General features: G+C 62.6%; 12 protein-coding genes and 2 tRNA genes. 7 read left to right on the top strand and 7 right to left on the bottom strand.

Annotated features, from left to right (window positions below; translation table 11 throughout):
- Positions 1 to 6: 6 nt before the first annotated feature.
- The 3 genes from astA to DEH80_RS02415 form a co-directional block, all read right to left on the bottom strand.
- The gene (gene astA / locus DEH80_RS02405; protein ID WP_109718873.1) at positions 7 to 1032 is read right to left on the bottom strand and encodes an arginine N-succinyltransferase; all 1026 of its coding nucleotides are present in this window, start codon (positions 1030 to 1032) and stop codon (positions 7 to 9) included.
- Positions 1029 to 2270: a hydrolase gene (locus DEH80_RS02410; protein ID WP_165831251.1), complete on the bottom strand. Its 1242-nt coding sequence runs from the start codon at positions 2268 to 2270 to the stop codon at positions 1029 to 1031. Before DEH80_RS02410 ends, astA begins: the two co-directional genes overlap by 4 nt.
- A 120-nt stretch (positions 2271 to 2390) precedes the next feature.
- On the bottom strand, positions 2391 to 3674 hold the full coding sequence (locus DEH80_RS02415; protein ID WP_109718875.1) for an OmpA family protein: 1284 nt from the start codon (positions 3672 to 3674) through the stop codon (positions 2391 to 2393).
- A 182-nt stretch (positions 3675 to 3856) separates the two neighbouring features.
- Here DEH80_RS02415 and DEH80_RS02420 point away from each other — a divergent pair.
- Positions 3857 to 3932: transfer RNA gene (locus DEH80_RS02420), tRNA-Asn, on the top strand.
- 369 nt (positions 3933 to 4301) lie between these two features.
- Here DEH80_RS02420 and DEH80_RS02425 read toward each other — a convergent pair.
- The 4 genes from DEH80_RS02425 to DEH80_RS02440 form a co-directional block, all read right to left on the bottom strand.
- A tRNA-Arg gene (locus tag DEH80_RS02425) sits at positions 4302 to 4378 on the bottom strand.
- A gap of 44 nt (positions 4379 to 4422) precedes the next feature.
- On the bottom strand, positions 4423 to 5160 hold the full coding sequence (locus DEH80_RS02430) for an amino acid ABC transporter ATP-binding protein (RefSeq protein ID WP_109718876.1): 738 nt from the start codon (positions 5158 to 5160) through the stop codon (positions 4423 to 4425).
- On the bottom strand, positions 5157 to 6098 hold the full coding sequence (locus DEH80_RS02435; protein WP_109718877.1) for an amino acid ABC transporter permease: 942 nt from the start codon (positions 6096 to 6098) through the stop codon (positions 5157 to 5159). Before DEH80_RS02435 ends, DEH80_RS02430 begins: the two co-directional genes overlap by 4 nt.
- Complete coding sequence (locus tag DEH80_RS02440; RefSeq protein WP_109718878.1) at positions 6095 to 6898, bottom strand: transporter substrate-binding domain-containing protein; 804 nt, start codon at positions 6896 to 6898, stop codon at positions 6095 to 6097. The genes DEH80_RS02435 and DEH80_RS02440 overlap by 4 nt, the downstream gene beginning before the upstream one ends.
- Before the next feature lie 178 nt (positions 6899 to 7076).
- Between DEH80_RS02440 and dnaE the strand changes: the two genes are divergently transcribed.
- The 6 genes from dnaE to eno all read left to right on the top strand — a co-directional run bounded on the left by dnaE (position 7077) and on the right by eno (position 16785).
- Complete coding sequence (gene dnaE, locus DEH80_RS02445) at positions 7077 to 10556, top strand: DNA polymerase III subunit alpha (protein ID WP_243412732.1); 3480 nt, start codon at positions 7077 to 7079, stop codon at positions 10554 to 10556.
- 113 nt (positions 10557 to 10669) lie between these two features.
- Positions 10670 to 11632: an acetyl-CoA carboxylase carboxyltransferase subunit alpha gene (locus DEH80_RS02450; RefSeq protein WP_109718879.1), complete on the top strand. Its 963-nt coding sequence runs from the start codon at positions 10670 to 10672 to the stop codon at positions 11630 to 11632.
- Positions 11607 to 12893 carry a tRNA lysidine(34) synthetase TilS gene (tilS, locus tag DEH80_RS02455; protein WP_109718880.1) on the top strand — a complete coding sequence of 429 codons (1287 nt, stop codon included), beginning with the start codon at positions 11607 to 11609 and terminating at the stop codon, positions 12891 to 12893. The genes DEH80_RS02450 and tilS overlap by 26 nt, the downstream gene beginning before the upstream one ends.
- 78 nt (positions 12894 to 12971) lie before the next feature.
- Positions 12972 to 14606, top strand: coding sequence for a CTP synthase (gene pyrG / locus DEH80_RS02460; protein WP_109718881.1), 1635 nt, complete (start codon positions 12972 to 12974; stop codon positions 14604 to 14606).
- Positions 14603 to 15436, top strand: a complete 834-nt coding sequence (gene kdsA, locus DEH80_RS02465; protein ID WP_109718882.1) for a 3-deoxy-8-phosphooctulonate synthase — start codon at positions 14603 to 14605, stop codon at positions 15434 to 15436. Before pyrG ends, kdsA begins: the two co-directional genes overlap by 4 nt.
- A gap of 62 nt (positions 15437 to 15498) precedes the next feature.
- Entirely contained in the window at positions 15499 to 16785 is a 1287-nt protein-coding gene (eno, locus tag DEH80_RS02470) for a phosphopyruvate hydratase (protein WP_109718883.1), read from the top strand.
- Positions 16786 to 16791: the final 6 nt, after the last annotated feature.

The following is a 16791-nucleotide window of genomic DNA, read 5'->3' on the forward strand; positions in this document are numbered from 1 at the left end:
CAGGCTTCAGGCCAGCGGTAGGTAGCGCAGGCTGGCGCCGGCGCTGACATGCAGGGCTTTGGCGGCTTCAGGTGCGATGGTGATCCGCTCACCCTGATCCGCCAGTGTCGCGGTGGTGAGTGTGCAGCGAAACTCTGAGAGTTCGCGATTGCAGACCAACACACGCACGCCGTCGCTCACGGTTGCCGTGTGGCACTCGGCCACACGGCTGCGTTTAATCGCCTTGATGTCTTCAAACAAGACGTCGACAGCTGCGCCACCGTCGAAAATATCGACATAACCCTGATAGCGGAACCCCTCGGCCTTGAGCATGCGCAGTGCCGGTTCGGTATTCGGGTGCACCATGCCGATGACCCGCTGCGCCTCTTCCGGCAGCAGGGTGGTGTAAACCGGATACCGGGGCATCAGCTCGGCGATGAATGCCTTGGTGCTCACGGCGGTCAGGTGGTCAGCGCGGGCGTACTCCATATCAAAGAACTTACGACCCAAAGCTTCCCAGAACGGAGAGTGGCCCTGCTCATCCGACCAGCCGCGCATTTCTGCAATTACGCGTTCGTTAAAGCGCTCACGGTGTTCGGCCATAAACAGGAACCGAGACTTGGAGAGCAGGGTGCCATTTCCGCCCCCGCGAAAATCGGGGTTGAGGAACAGCGTGCAAAGCTCGCTGCAGCCGGTGTAGTCATTCGAGAGGTAAAGCGTCGGAGTCTTGCGATAAACGCCCAGCTCACGCGAGGCATGAACTACCGTGCCGACCCGGTAGTTGTAGAAGGGCTCACGCATGCCCACGGCCGATTCCAGGCCACAGCMGCCGCCGACGGCACCGCTGTCGCTGTCTTCCAGCGAAAACAGGTAAAGCTCGTCCAGCGGAGAGTCCAGCGCCAGGGTAAACGCTTCTTCCGAGCGGCTGATCTTGTGCTGGAGCAGGTCGCGATCGGTCGTCAGTGATGTGAACCCTGGGCCGGAGAGCTCCGCAATCTTGCAAAGCGCATCAAAGTCGTGGGTGTCGTTGCGCATGGCGCGGAGGACCATCATGGTGTCTGTCCCCGTTCCGGCCATGCTGCATCGCCGCTGGCCAGCCGCATGAGCAGCAGGGCGGAGAGCTGTGCGCGCGGCACAAAGCTGGGTATGTGCATGAATTCCTGATGACTGTGAATATGGGCGCCGACCACACCGAGGTTGTCGATATTGGGCAGGCCGGCAGCCGCCAGATTGTTGCCATCGCAGCAGCCACCGGTGTCCTCCCAGGCAAAGTCCATCCCCAGCAGATCGCGGCAGGTGCTGATCTCGCCAATCAACGACTCCAGGGCAGGGGTCCTCACCTTGGGCGGGCGGGTGAACCGCCCATGCAGACTCGCTTCGATGCCATCGCGGCCGTCGACGTCCTCAACGATGGCCGTTAACTGTTCATGCACCCATGCCTGGTCGTCCGGCTGCTGCAAACGCACGTTGAGCCTCAGAATCGCCAAGTCGGGGACGATATTCACTGGCCCGCCGCCCACCACCTGGCCGACGTTCACGGTGACGCCCGGTCGCTGACCGTTGAGATCATCGATGGCGACCGTGGCGTCCGCCAGGGCGCGGATCGCGTTGCGCCCCAGGTGATGCTCGCGGCCGGCGTGGGCCGCCCGTCCCCGGACCAGAATCTGGAAATTGCCACTGCCTTTGCGCGCGGCGACCAGATTGCCGCTGGGCAGCGATGGCTCGTAGATCATCCCGACATCATGGGCCCGGGCCTCGCGGTCCAGCAGATCTGCAGAGCCCATGGAGCCGATCTCCTCATCGGGGTTGAGCACCACCGTCCATCCCAGGGCGTCGGCATCCGGTGTCTGCTCGAATGCTTCCAGCGCATGGCGCATGACAACGAGTCCGCCCTTGAGGTCGGCCACGCCCGGACCATGCAGACGGTCGGCTTCAACGCGCACAGACTGGAAGCTGGAGTCGGCGGGAAAGACGGTGTCCAGATGCCCGGCCAGCAGCACGCGTCGTGCAGCCTGCGGGCGCTTGCGAATGACCAGTGCATCGCCCATCGGGCGGTCGATGAAGGCGCCGTCGTCGGCCAGTTGATGCAGCGGTGCGACAGCGACGCGTTCGATGCTGTCGGCGATGGGGCTGAACAACTCAGCCAATGCATCGGCAACTGTATTCACGCCCTCTGCGTTAAAGCTGCCACTGTTAATGCTGGCCAGATCGGTGGTTTGCTGGCGCATGGTGCCAGTGGCATCGGCCAAGGTCTCCAGCGCCTGCTGATGAGATTGCTGAATGGATTGCATGGCGTAGATTCTAGCCGGAATCGCGTGCCCGGACCGACGGCCGGTTCGCGAAGCAGGGCAGGTGCCAGGCATAAAAAAGGCCCGGCTCTAGGCCGGGCCTTTCTGTCAGGCGGTCAGCGCTTACTCGCTGATCACGCTGAACTCGACGCGGCGGTTGGCTTCGCGGCCTTCCTCCGTGTCGTTGCTGGCAATGGGCTTGGACTCGCCGTAGCCCACGACCGTCAGACGATCGGCATCGATGCCGTTGTCGACCAGGAACTGCTTGACCGACATTGCGCGCTCTTCTGACAGGCGCTCGTTGTAGGCAGCCAGGCCCTTGCTATCCGTGTGACCGGCAACCTGTGCCTGCATCGACGGCTGGCCCGATAGGGTGTCGATCACATCCTGCAGCACGATCTTGGCGTTGGCGGTGAGCTTGGCCGAGTTGAACTCGAACTTCACACCTTCCAGCGCAAAGGTCTGCTTGATGGCGCAGCCTTCGGTGTCGACCACGATCCCTGCGCCGGTGCCGGGGCAGCGGTCCATGGAGTCGGCCACGCCGTCTTCGTCGGCATCCTGCACGCCTTCACAACCGCGGGCGTTCACCTGGGCGCCCGGGGCGCTGTCGGGACACTCGTCGTAGGCATCCAGCACACCATCAAGGTCGGCATCGGCGCTACAGCCGGTTGCGTCCACCGGCACGCCGTTCGGGGTGCGGGGGCACTGGTCGATGGAGTTCACGACACCGTCGAAGTCATCGTCGGCCTCGCAGCCTTCCAGCGTGACCGCAACGCCGGCCGGCGTGTTGGGGCAACGGTCCAGCGTGTCGTTCACGCCGTCGCCGTCAGCATCGCCGACGCCCTTGGAGCTCAGCGGCACTTCTAGGCCGATGTTCAGACGCACATCAACAAAGTCCGCGTCGAACACCTGCTGAACGCGCAGATCACCACGAACTGCGGTGCCGTGGTCATTCAGGAAGCTGCGGACACCGGCGCCCAGCTCGGCAGAGACGTAGTTCTCGCTGTTGTTCGCCACTTCCTCGCCTACATAGCCGACACCGGCCAGCAGGTAAGGCGTGAAGCCGAACAGGTCCTGCATGTTCTGGCGGCTCAGACGATAAATACCGTTGACGAGCAGGCCACGCTGGAAGTCGCGGTCATCGGCGGTGTTGGTCTTGAGCGAGTTGTAGAAACCCGAGAATTCGAGATCCAGATTGGTGCCTACAAACGGCAGATCATGGTTCACCAGTGGCACGCCATAGCCGAACATGGCGCCGAAGCTTTCGTCGGCTTGCCCGTCACGGTCGTCGGGCGAAACCGCCACGCCCCCCGCATAGATGTACGGTCGACCATCGGAGTTCTGCGCCATAGCAGATGACGCCACGCCGAACGCGGCCAGCGCGAGTAGCGCTTTCAAGCTTTTCATTGGATTGTTCCCCTAGAGACTCTTGGTATCGGCAGTCAGCATCCACAAGCTGTGCCACCCGCGGGAGCATACCGAAATCACCGCTTGACACAAAGTTCACAGCGGCCGTCACGACGGGCGGAATCAGGCGTTGCCACAGCCGGGTGCTCTGAGTACAATGCGCGCCCTCGCAAATGCGATGTTCCCCTGTAGCTCAGTTGGTAGAGCGGGTGACTGTTAATCACTAGGTCGGCGGTTCGAGCCCGTCCGGGGGAGCCAACTCAAAGCTTTAAAGATCAGGCGCTTACCGTGAACTCGGTCAGCGCCTTTTCTTTTTCCGGTCGTTTCAGGCCCAGGCTCGCGTGGCGCTTCCGAAATCGCTTGCACGCGAAGCCGCGCAAGTGGCGTATTCAGCCGTTCCGAGGGGGGGCGTGCGGCCTGTCCGCGAATGCTTAGCACGCGCTGGCCAGTCGAGGTTGCCTCGGCACGCGCGGGGCGCCTCATCGCAGATCAGCAGGCAGGGCAGTCCAATCGCCCGCTGCCCGTTCTCGCGCCGCGAGTCGAGCAGCATCCTGTGTGCTGCGAACAAATCGGCGCCTCCCTACACGCCCTGCGGCTGCAATGTGACCGGACTGCGCCAGGAATAAATGGTGTCCCGAGCAGGAGTCGAACCTGCGACCTAGCGCTTAGGAGGCGCTTGCTCTATCCAACTGAGCTACCGGGACACGGCCTCGCCTGTGGCGGGCGGTATTGTAGGCAAGCTGCGGCGCTAGCGCAGGACTTCGCTCAGAAATGCGTCGAGCCGACTGCCGGCTGCTGGCTCGAAAAAGCCGCTGGGCTGGTCGATGTGGTCGATGCGACCAGCTTCCATGAACACCACTCGGTCGGCCACGGCTCGCGCAAAGCCCATTTCATGGGTGACGACAATCATGGTCATGCCATCGCGGGCGAGGTCTTGCATGACGTCGAGTACTCCACCGACCATCTCCGGGTCCAGCGCGGAGGTGGGTTCGTCGAACAGCATCACCTTGGGCTGCATGGCCAGTGCGCGGGCGATGGCCACCCGTTGCTGCTGGCCGCCGGAGAGCTGGGCCGGGTAGCTCGCACCGCGATGGCCCAGGCCGACGCGCTCCAGCAGGGCCAGGGCCTGCTGGCGGACTTCGTCAGCCTCGCGACCCTGGACGCGGAGCGGGGCCAGCATGATGTTGTCGAGCACGCTCAGGTGCGGAAATAGATTGAATTGCTGGAAGACCATGCCCGCCTGCTGACGCAGGGCATTGAGGCGTTTGCCGGCCTGGTGGATGGACTCGCCGTCCAGCAACACATCGCCACTGGTGACGGTTTCGAGCCGGTTGACGGTGCGTAGCAGTGTGGATTTGCCCGAGCCGCTGGGACCGACCACGCAGACCACCTCGCCGGCGGCGACGGTCAGGGAGACGTTATCCAGCGCCCGCACGCCGTTCTCGAACTGCTTGGATACCTGGCGGATCTCGATGGCGGTGCTCATCCGTCAGCCCTCGCCAGCTTCAATTCCAGTCGACGGATCAGCAGGGAGAGTCCGGCGGTCAACGCCAGGTACATCGCGGCGACGGTAAACCAGACTTCAAAGGGGCTGAATGTAGAGTTCACGACTTCGCGTCCGGCCTTGGTGAGATCGGTGATCGCGATGACGGAGACCAGCGACGAGTCCTTGATGAGGTTGATCAGCTGGCCGGCCATGGGCGGCAGGGTGCGGCGCAGCGCCTGGGGCAGGATGACGTGGCGCATGGCCTGCGGATAGCTCATGCCCAGACTGCGCGCGGCTTCCATCTGGCCCTTGGGGATGGATTCAATGCCCGCCCGGACAATCTCAGCGATGTACGCTCCGGTGAAGATGGCCAGTGCGGCCACGCCCGCCGTCATGCGAGACAGGCTGAGCACGGTGCCAATGAAAAAGTAGAAGATAAAGATTTGCACCAGCAGCGGCGTGCCGCGGATGAGTTCGACATAGGTAGCGGCCAGGTTGCGGGCCGCCGGATTGGTCGACACGCGGCCCAGCCCGGCGAGCAGGCCGATGGGCAGGGCAAACAGCAGCGCAAGTATCGACAGTTGCAATGTGGTGACCAGCCCCCAGGCCAGGGGCCCGATGCGCCAGCCGCTGCGGGTGCCGACCACATCGCCATCGAAGATGTAGTCCCCATCTTCGACCAGCAAGCTGTCCAGGTCGTTGTAACGCTCGATGGCGGCGGCGTCCTGGGTGCCGATGACTTCGACACGGCCATCGGTGATTTCCACCACACCGGTGATGGTCGAGCGGATGTCGGCGTCCTCGTAGGCGAGGATGTAGTCCGGTACACGATCCCAGCGCCAGGTGTAGTCCACGGTCTGGCTGGCGCCGTAGATGGCCCCGACCAGCGCCAGCATCACCAAGCCGTAGACGCCGTGCCACATCCAGGGCGACTTCATCGGTTGACGTCTTTCATCCAGCGATCGGATTCAAACCAACGCTTGTATAGCGCGTCGTAGGTGCCATCGCCGCGAATCTGGGCCAGGTAGTTGTTCAGCCAGTTGAGAAAGTCGGGATCACCCTTGCGCACGGCCCAGCCCAGGGGCTCGTGGGTGAAGGGCTGGTCCAGATGCACCAAGCCCTCCGGATTTTCGGCAATGAAGATGGCGTTGTAGGGAAAATCGAAGACAAAGGCGTCGGCGCGGCCGTTGCGCACCTCTAGCGCCGCCTCGGATTCGGATTCGAAGGTCAGGATCGTCGCCCGCGACAGATACCGCCGCGCGGCAATTTCACCAGTGGTCCCCAGCTTGCTCACGATGGTGTACTGCTTGTTGTTGAGGTCACGGTAGGACGTCACCGTGTCCGCGAGGCCCTTGCGCAGCAACACGGTCTGGCCGATGACCATGTACGGGTCACAGAAGTTGACCTTGAGGTTGCGCTCGGGGGTGATGGTCATGCCGCCCATGACCAGGTCGAACTTGTCGGTGAGCAGGGCCGGGATAATCCCGTCCCAGGCGGTATTGATCAGCTTCAATTCCACGCCCATGGCCCGTGCCATGTGCCGGGCGATATCCACATCAAAGCCAATGATGTCGCCGTTTTTGTCGCGCATCTCGAAGGGCATGTAGCCGGTCTCGATGCCGATGCGCAGTTCACCACGCTGAAGAATCTTGTTGAGGGTGGAATCGTCCCAGACAGAGTTGGCGGAGGTGAGCGGGGCAAGCAGTAGCATGCCGAAGGCAATGAGTAGTCGGCGCATGAAGGGTCGTCGGGAAAACAGTCGCCAAGATGTTGGCTGTCCCACGCGATTTGCGCAAACCGGGGTGCCAGGCAGTGGGCGCGAGGCCCAGTTGATGGGCATTCACGGGCGACGGCTTGGCGCGGCGTGGCGACGGACTATGATGGCCGCATCGTTCGCCGACACACGCTGGTCATCCGTGTCTGATTCCCCAGGTTTTGTGCATCTCAGTGTCCACACCGAGTATTCGCTCGTGGACAGCGTTGTTCGGGTCAAGTCGCTGGTCAAGGCAGCGGCAGCGCGGGGCATGCCCGCTGTCGCCATGACCGACCACATGAACCTGTTTGCCGCCGTGAAGTTTGTTTCCGCCGCCGAGTCCGAGGGCGTGAAGCCGATCCTGGGTTGCGATCTGGTGGTGCATGATCCGGTCTCCGAAACCGATAACGCCCTGCGGCTGCTCTGCGCCAGCAACGACGGCTACCGCAATCTCATGCAGCTGATTTCACGCGGCTATGTAGATGGGCAGGAGCGTGGCTCGCCGGTTATTCACCCGGATTGGCTGGCTGACCACGCCGATGGACTGATTGCCCTGTCCGGCGGTCATCGCGGTTTGATCAGCCGTGAGATTGCAGCCGGGCATGGTGAGCTGGCCTTGCAGGCCGCCACGCAATTGCGTGATGTCTTCGGTGAACGGTTGTTCCTGGAGATCGAGCGCATCGGTGCCCCGGATGAGTACGCCATTAACGACAACCTGATTGATTTGGCGGGCATGCTGGATCTGGGTGTGGTGGCCGGCAACGCCGTGCGCTTCATCGACCCCGAGGATCATCCGATTCATGAGGTGCGGCTGTGCATTCGCCAGGGCCGCACGATTAACGATCCGCGTCGCACCAAGGATGTCACGCCCGAGCAGTGGCTCAAGTCTGCCGAGGACATGCGCAGCCTGTTCTCAGACTTGCCCGAGGCCTGCGACAACGCCGTGGAGATCGCCCGGCGCTGCAATGTGACCCTGTCACTGGGCACGTCGTACCTGCCGGATTTCCCCGTGCCCGAGGAGCACACGGTCGAAAGCTTCTTACGCGCCGAAGCAGAGCAGGGCCTGGAGCAGCGTCTGCAGGCCATTATTGACGACGGTGGCACGCCGGATCGTCAGGTATATGACGAACGTTTGGAGCATGAGCTTAACGTCATCATCAAAATGGGGTTCCCCGGCTATTTTCTGATCGTTGCGGACTTCATTCGCTGGGCCAAGCGCAACGACGTGCCGGTGGGGCCAGGACGTGGTTCCGGTGCGGGCTCGCTGGTGGCCTATGTGCTGGAGATCACCAACGTCGACCCGATTCCCTACGACCTGCTGTTCGAGCGTTTCCTCAACCCCGAACGCGTGTCCATGCCGGACTTCGATATTGACTTTTGTATGGATGGCCGGGATCGGGTCATCGAATACGTCGCCGAGCGCTACGGCCGTGAAAAGGTGTCGCAGATCATCACCTTTGGTCGCATGGCAGCCAAGGCTGTGGTCCGGGATGTGGGCCGCGTGCTGGGGCATCCCTACGGATTCGTGGACGGAATTGCCAAGCTGGTGCCGGCCGCGGTCGACATGACGCTGTCCAAGGCACTGGAGGAATCCGAGGAGCTCAAGGCCCGCCGCGAGGAAGAAGAGGAGGTCCGTTACCTGCTGGACACGGCCCTCCAGCTGGAGGGCCTGGCGCGCAACGTCGGCAAGCACGCCGGCGGTGTGGTCATTGCCCCCAGCCGGATCGACGACTTCACCCCGTTATTCACCGAGCCGGGCGGCGGCGGAGCGGTGACGCAGTTCGACTGGAAGGATGTCGAGGCCGCCGGCCTGGTGAAGTTCGATTTCCTCGGCCTGCGCACGCTTACGATTCTCGACCGGGCGGTGAAGGTTGTCGCGAGCATGGGCACGCAGATCGACCTGGATACCTTGCCCCTCGATGACGGCAAGACATTCGAGCTGTTACGCGCTGCCGACACGGCGGCGGTGTTCCAGTTGGAATCCACCGGCATGCGCCGCCTGATGAAGGAGCTCAAGCCCGACCGTTTCGAGGACATCGTGGCCCTGGTGGCCCTGTTCCGTCCCGGGCCGCTGGAAACCGGCATGGCTGCGGACTATGTCGCCCGCAAGAACGATCCGGCCCAGGTGCGGTACATGCACCCGTTGATGGAGAACGCGCTCAAGGACACCTACGGCGTGATTGTCTATCAGGAACAGGTCATGGGCGTGGCGCGCGAGCTGGCCGGCTACAGCCTGGGCGCCGCCGACCAGCTGCGCCGTGCGATGGGCAAAAAGGACATGAAGAAAATGGGCGAGCATCGCCCGATCTTCGTGGCCGGTGCTGTCGAGAAGGGTGTGGACGAGGACCTGGCGGGCCGAATCTTTGATTTGATCGCCGAGTTTGCGAAGTACGGCTTCAACAAGTCGCATTCGGTGGCCTATGCCTTGCTGGCCTACCAGACGGCCTACCTGAAGGCGCATTACCCAGCGGCCTTCATGTGCGCCGTGCTCACCGCCGACATGGATCACACCGAAAAGGTCGTGCCCCTGATCGGTGAGTGTCGACGGCTGGGGCTAGAGGTCTTTCCGCCAGACGTCAACGACTCGGCCTATGAATTCACCGCCAGCGAAGACGGTGCCTCCGTGCGCTACGGCCTGGGTGCGGTCAAGGGCGTGGGGCAGGGTGCCATCGAAGGCATTCTGGAAGCGCGAGAAGCCGGCGGGCGCTTTCACGATCTGGTGGACTTCTGCCTGCGTATCGATAGCAAGCGGGCCAATCGCCGCACGCTGGAAGCGTTGATCCGTGCCGGTGCGCTGGACAGCCTGGGTGAGAATCGTCCCAGTCTGCTGGCGGCGCTGCCACATGCACTGGCTGCGGCCGACCAGCACCACGCCGCCATGGCAGCCGGCCAAAACGACCTGTTTGGCGGCGGGGGACCCTCCGAATTGTCCAGCGCCCCGGCCATCGACATGCCGGTCTTGCGTGACTGGGATGATGCTGAGCGGCTGCAGGGCGAAAAACAAACGCTGGGGCTTTACCTCACCGGCCACCCGATTGAGGCCTATCAGGGGCTGTTACAGGGCCTGACCTCGGGCAGCATCGCCCAGGCCAAGGAAAAGGCGGACCCCAATGCACGGCGGCGCGGTGGCGAGCCCAAGCTGATTGCCGGGCTGGTGGTCGATGTCATGCAGCGAGCCGGCCGGGCCATCGTCAGGCTCGATGACGGCACCGGTCAGCTGGAGTGCACGCTGTTCTCGGAGAAGGCCGAACAGTTCCGACACCTGCTGCACGAGGACCGGCTGTTGCTGGCCTTTGGCACGCTGAGTTTTGACAGCTACAGCGAGGATTTCCGGATGAACCCCAAGGAGCTGCTGGACCTGGACGAGGCACTACGTCGTTGGGGGCGGGGGCTGCGGCTGACCTGGACGACCAGCCCAGTGGAGCAGATCGATGCGCTGGAGCAATGCCTGGCGGCCAGTCGCGTGGAAGAGGGCGCGCGAATCCGGGTGCAGTACATCAACGGCCGGGCGCGGGCAGAGTTGTCACTGGCTGATGACTGGCAGGTGGCCGTCTCACACCAGTTACTGCGTGATCTGACAGCGCTTTGCGGTGAAAACGCAGTCGAGGTCCGGTATCGTCAACCAACGGTCGCGACCGGCTAGGAATACTGTCGGTGTCAAACGGCCAATACGCACCGGTAGTGCCCCGCAGAGGGTGGCCGGACTCTAGTGGGTGCATGAGCATCCCATCGATTTCCTCGCGGTAGACGGGGCGCATGAATCTCAAATACCTAGATTTCGAACAACCCATCGCGGAGCTGGCGCAAAAAATTGAAGAGCTGCGGAATGTCGCCGATGGCTCATCGGTGAATCTCACGGAGGAGATTGGCCGGCTCGAAACCAAAAGCCAGACGCTGACCAAGCAAATCTTCTCCAATCTGACCGCTTGGCAGGTGGCCCAGCTGGCGCGACATCCGCAGCGGCCGTATACGCTTGATTACATCGAGGCGCTGTTCACCGAGTTCGAAGAACTCCACGGCGACCGCAGCTGTTCCGACGATCCGGCGATTGTGTCGGGGATCGCTCGATTCGAAGGGCGCCCGGTGATGGTGATCGGCCACCAGAAGGGCCGCGATACCAAAGAAAAGCTGCATCGCAACTTTGGGATGCCGAGGCCGGAGGGGTATCGCAAGGCCTTGCGCCTGTTGGAGATGGCCGAGCGGTTCAAGTTGCCGGTGATTACGCTCATCGATACGCCAGGGGCCTACCCCGGCATCGGTGCGGAGGAGCGTAACCAAAGCGAGGCCATCGCCAGAAATTTGCTGGTGTTGTCGCGGCTGCGCGTGCCGGTGGTGTCGCTGGTCATCGGTGAGGGTGGGTCCGGCGGCGCCCTGGCAATCGGCGTCGGCGACCATCTGGCCATGTTGCAGCACAGCATCTATTCGGTGATCAGCCCCGAGGGCTGCGCCTCGATCCTGTGGAAGAGCGCCGACCGTGCCAAGGATGCGGCCGAAGCCATGGGCGTGACGGCCGAGCGCCTGCTGGAACTCAAACTCATCGATGCGGTGATCCGCGAGCCCCTGGGTGGGGCGCATCGGGCCCCGGATGAGCTCATGAACGTGGTTCGAGATCACCTGCGCAACGTGTTGAATTTGTTGGGTCAAAAGCCGATCAACGAATTGCTGGAAGCGCGCTATAAGCGGCTGATGGGCTATGGCCAGTTCAAGGATCCAGGCTGAGTCGATTATCGACGGGGCCCCGTCGCCCCACTGGCTGATCGCCTACTCCGGCGGATTGGATTCCACCGCGTTGCTGCATCTGGCTTGTCTTGCCGCACGGCAGCAGCCCGCATGCCGGGTGCGCGCGGTGCATGTCGATCATGGGCTGCACGCCGACAGCGAGGCCTGGGCCGGGCATTGTCAGCGTCAGGCGCAAATGCTCGGGGTGGACTGCGAAATCCGCCGTGTGTCGGTGGATTGCTCGGCGGGCCTGGGGTTGGAGGCCGCCGCACGGCAGGCACGCCACCGGGCACTGGAAGCCACCATGCAGCCAGGGGAATCCGTGCTCTTGGCGCATCACCAGGATGATCAGGCCGAAACCCTGCTGCTGAATCTGGCACGTGGCGCCGGCATCGACGGTCTGGCCGGGATGCCTCAGACCCGCCGCTTTGGCTCGGGCTGGCTTTATCGGCCTTTGCTCGGTTACCCACGTGCCGCGCTACAACGGTGGTTGGAAGCCCGCGATATCGGCTGGATCGAGGACCCCTCCAATGCCGACCTGTCGCTGGACCGCAACTGGATTCGACATCGGGTGCTGCCATCGCTGCGTCAGCGCTGGCCCGCCTGCGATCGCAAGCTGGCGGAGTCTGCGAGGCACGCAGGCGCGGCCGCCCATGCGTTGGCTGACACCGACCGGTCCTGGCTCCCCGTGCTGGCCGATGGGGATGGCTGGTCGGCCAGCGCCTTGTCCCGACTGGATGATGCCCAGCTGTCGCGGGTGCTCAGGAGGCTGATMAGCGAGGCAGGACACCCAGTCCCGGGCCAGGCGGTGATGGCGCAGTTAATCGCCATGCTGCGATCGCAGCGGCCCGACGCCGAACATCTGGTGACCTGGACGGGTGTCGAGGCCCGGCGGTATCGCGATACGTTGTATCTGCTCCGCAGCCTGCCAGCGCTGCCGCCGCAGTGGGCGGTGCAGTGGTCGGGGGAGCAGCCGCTCATACTCCCGGCCGATCAGGGTCGCCTAGAGACCACCGGTCGTGGCCAGTGGATAGTGCGCTTTGCCCAACACGAGGACATGATTCGCATGCCCGGCCGACCGGCCAAGCGCCTGTCCCGTTGGTGCCAGGAGCAGGGCGTTGCGCCCTGGCTGCGCTGCCGATTGCCGGTGGTCCTGCGCGAAGGGCGGATTTGCAGCCTCGGGCCGTGGGTTGTGGACAGGGAGGTCGCGCCGGAGAAACTTCAATGGATTCATGCGATTGCCGGTATCCCAGGCGTCTGATCGGATTGTTCGCCCGTGGGTGATCGGCTACCATCCGCGCTTCCCTGACCACGCGTAATCCCCATGCCCAAGGAGCCAATGACCTGCTTTGTCTTTGTGACAGGTGGGGTGGTGTCTTCTCTCGGTAAGGGCATGGCTGCGGCGTCACTCGCATCGATTCTCGAATCGCGCGGGCTGTCTGTTCGCATGATCAAGCTCGACCCTTACCTCAACGTCGATGCGGGCACGATGAGCCCCTTCCAGCACGGCGAGGTCTATGTGACCGACGATGGTGCCGAGACCGATCTGGATCTCGGACACTACGAGCGGTTCACGCATAGCAAGACCTCCCGTCTGTCGAACTTCACGACCGGCCAGATTTACAACAACGTGATCCGCAAGGAGCGCCGCGGTGATTTCCTGGGCGGCACCGTGCAGGTCATTCCGCACATCACCGACGAGATCAAGAACCTCGTCCGGCAGGGGGCCCAGGGGGCCGACATCTGCATGGTGGAAATCGGCGGCACGGTCGGTGATATCGAATCGCTGCCGTTTCTCGAGGCGATTCGCCAGATGGGCGTGGAGCTGGGGCCGCATCGGGCTTGCTTTATGCACCTGACCCTGGTGCCGTACATCGCGTCCAGCGGCGAGGTGAAGACCAAGCCGACCCAGCATTCCGTCAAGGAACTGCGCTCCATCGGCATTCAGCCTGACGTGCTGGTCTGCCGCAGTGAGCGGCCCATGCCGGAGACCGAGCGCCGCAAGATTGCTCTGTTCACCAATGTCCATGAGCGGGCGGTGATCTCGGCGATCGACGTCGACAACATCATGAAGATTCCATTCGGCTTGCACGAGCAGGGCTTGGACGAACTGATCGTGCGTCGCTTTGCCCTGGACGTGAAGCCGGCCGACCTCTCCGAATGGGAGCGGGTCGTGCGTATGAAGGAAGAGCAGGATCTGGAAGTGCAGGTCGCCATGGTCGGCAAGTACGTCGATCTGGCCGATGCCTACAAGTCTCTGAACGAGTCCCTGGATCACGCCGGATTGCACACGCGCACCCGCGTGCGCATCCACTATGTTGATTCCGAGCGCCTGGAAACCGAGGGCACCCGGTTGCTCGAGGGGTTCGACGCGATTCTTGTGCCGGGCGGGTTTGGCGAGCGTGGCACCGAGGGCAAGATTGAGGCCGTGCGCTATGCCCGTGAGAACCAAGTGCCGTATCTGGGCATTTGCCTGGGCATGCAGGTCGCGGTGATCGAGTACGCGCGCAACGTGGTTGGGCTAGAGGGCGCCAACAGCACCGAGTTCCATCGCCACGCCGAGCATCCGGTCATCGGCCTGGTGACCGAATGGCACCGCGAAGGCGGGACCAAGGAACAGCGCAGTGAAGACTCCGACATGGGCGGAACCATGCGGCTAGGTGCCCAGAGCGCAACCCTGCGTCCGGGCACGCTGGCGCACAAGCTGTATCAAAGCGAGACGATTGCCGAGCGCCATCGGCATCGTTACGAGTTCAACAACCATTATCGCGAGGCGATCGAAGGGGCCGGGCTTTGTGTCTCGGGCGTCGCCGACTTCGATGATCTGGTCGAGATCGTCGAATTGCCGGACCACCCCTGGTTCCTCGCCTGCCAGTTCCATCCCGAGTTCTGTTCCACGCCCCGGGATGGGCACCCCCTGTTCATCGGGTTCATCGAAGCAGCCCGCGCACGTCGCGGCCAGGTGTCTGCATGAAGCTTTGTAACGTCGAAGTCGGCGCCGATCAGCCGTTGTTTCTGCTGGCCGGTCCCGACACGCTGGAATCCTTGGAGATGTGCCTGGAGGTGGCCGGTCATCTCAAGAGCTTGTCCGAGGAACTGGGATTTCTGTACGTCTTCAAGGGTTCGTTTGATAAGGCGAATCGCTCCTCACACACCAGCTACCGCGGGCCGGGCATGGAAGAAGGCCTGCGCATGTTGGCCGAAATCCAGTCGCAAATCGGTGTGCCGGTCGTGACCGATGTGCATGAGGACACGCCCATCGAGGAAGTCGCCAGTGTCGTGGACGTCATCCAGACACCTGCGTTTCTCTGTCGGCAGACCAACTTCATTCAGCGCGTGGCTGCGGCAGGCAAGCCGATCAACCTGAAGAAAGGGCAGTTCATGTCGCCCTGGGAAATGGGCAACGTGGTTGCGAAGGCCAAGACCACCGGCAATGAGCAGATCATGCTCTGTGAACGTGGTTTCTCGTTTGGCTATAACAACCTGGTGTCCGATATGCGCGGTCTGGCCGCCATGCGCGAAACGGGTTGCCCAGTGGTCTTCGACTGCACGCATTCGGTCCAGCTGCCCGGCGGGCAGGGTTCGGCTTCGGGGGGGCAGCGCGAGTTCATTCCCGTGCTGGCCCGGGCTGCCGTGGGCGCGGGTGTTGCCGGGCTGTTCATGGAAACCCATCCCAAGCCGGATGAGGCGCTTTGTGATGGCCCCAATTCCTGGCCGCTGGCCCATACGCGCGAATTGCTGGAGACGTTGATCAGTCTCGATCGTGCTGTGAAGTCGCGCCCCTACGCCGAAAACAAACTCTAGCGGACGGGGCCATGACGGCCGCCCGACCCACTCTAAGAATTCACACGAAGTAGATTAGGCAAATGACTGAAATCAAGAAGATTGTAGGTCGCCAAGTGATTGATTCGCGCGGCAACCCCACCGTTGAGGCCGATGTTCATCTGGCCTCCGGACACATGGGTCGCGCCATCGTCCCGTCGGGCGCTTCGACAGGCGCACGTGAAGCCGTCGAACTCCGGGATGGCGATAAGTCCCGGTATCTCGGTAAGGGCGTGACCCAGGCCGTCGGCAACGTCAACGGGGAACTGGCCAAGTTGCTGGTCGGTCGGGATGCCCTGGATCAGGCAGGTCTGGACCAGGCCATGATCGAAGCCGACGGCACGGACAACAAGTCGCGTCTGGGCGCCAATGCGCTGCTTGCGGTGTCGATGGCGAACGCTCATGCCGCGGCCCAGTCACAGGGCCAGCCGCTGTACCGCTACCTGGGCGGTGAGGACGCCACGGGCATGCCGGTTCCGATGATGAATGTCATCAACGGCGGCGAGCACGCGGACAACAATGTCGATATTCAGGAATTCATGTTGATGCCCGTGGGTGCGCCGTCGATCTCCGAAGCGATTCGCTACGGGGCCGAGATTTTCCACGCGCTTAAGAAAGTTTTGTCCAGCCGCGGCATGAACACAGCCGTTGGTGACGAAGGTGGGTTTGCGCCGAATCTGCCGTCCAACGAAGCGGCGCTGGAAGCGCTGGCAGAAGCCGTTGACAAGGCAGGCTACAGCCTGGGCAAGGACATCCTGCTCGGTCTGGATGTGGCATCCAGCGAGTTCTACAAGGACGGTGTTTACGACCTGGCGGGCGAAGGTCGCAAGTTCTCGTCGGATGAGTTTGCGGGCTATCTCGATGAACTGGTGAGCCGTTATCCAATCATCACCATCGAAGACGGCATGGCCGAAGATGACTGGGATGGCTGGGACGCGCTCACCAAAAAGCTGGGTTCACGGGTCCAGCTGGTGGGGGACGATTTGTTCGTGACCAACCCCCAGATCCTCAAGCAGGGCATCGACCGCAGCATTGCCAATGCCATTTTGATCAAGGTCAACCAGATCGGGACGCTGACGGAAACCCTGCAGGCGATCGATATGGCCACGGCAGCCGGATACGCCTCGGTGGTTTCACACCGCTCAGGCGAGACCGAAGACGCGACCATTGCCGATTTGTCGGTGGCCACCAGCGCCACCCAGATCAAGACCGGATCGCTGTCGCGTTCCGATCGTATGGCCAAGTACAACCAGTTGCTGCGCATCGAAGAAGAGTTGGGCGCACGTGCCACTTATCCTGGAAACAACGCATTTCTGTTCAAACATGGCTAAACTTTC

Source organism: Abyssibacter profundi, assembly GCF_003151135.1.
Lineage (GTDB): Bacteria > Pseudomonadota > Gammaproteobacteria > Nevskiales > OUC007 > Abyssibacter > Abyssibacter profundi.

What these genes read in the sequence shown, in the direction of transcription:
- DEH80_RS02410 (WP_165831251.1), bottom strand. Translation starts at nt 2,270, where the DNA reads ATGCAATCCATTCAGCAATCTCATCAGCAGGCGCTGGAGACCTTGGCC.
- DEH80_RS02415 (WP_109718875.1), bottom strand. Translation starts at nt 3,674, where the DNA reads ATGAAAAGCTTGAAAGCGCTACTCGCGCTGGCCGCGTTCGGCGTGGCG.
- DEH80_RS02430 (WP_109718876.1), bottom strand. Translation starts at nt 5,160, where the DNA reads ATGAGCACCGCCATCGAGATCCGCCAGGTATCCAAGCAGTTCGAGAAC.
- DEH80_RS02435 (WP_109718877.1), bottom strand. Translation starts at nt 6,098, where the DNA reads ATGAAGTCGCCCTGGATGTGGCACGGCGTCTACGGCTTGGTGATGCTG.
- DEH80_RS02440 (WP_109718878.1), bottom strand. Translation starts at nt 6,898, where the DNA reads ATGCGCCGACTACTCATTGCCTTCGGCATGCTACTGCTTGCCCCGCTC.
- DEH80_RS02450 (WP_109718879.1), top strand. Translation starts at nt 10,670, where the DNA reads ATGAATCTCAAATACCTAGATTTCGAACAACCCATCGCGGAGCTGGCG.
- pyrG (WP_109718881.1), top strand. Translation starts at nt 12,972, where the DNA reads ATGACCTGCTTTGTCTTTGTGACAGGTGGGGTGGTGTCTTCTCTCGGT.
- kdsA (WP_109718882.1), top strand. Translation starts at nt 14,603, where the DNA reads ATGAAGCTTTGTAACGTCGAAGTCGGCGCCGATCAGCCGTTGTTTCTG.
- eno (WP_109718883.1), top strand. Translation starts at nt 15,499, where the DNA reads ATGACTGAAATCAAGAAGATTGTAGGTCGCCAAGTGATTGATTCGCGC.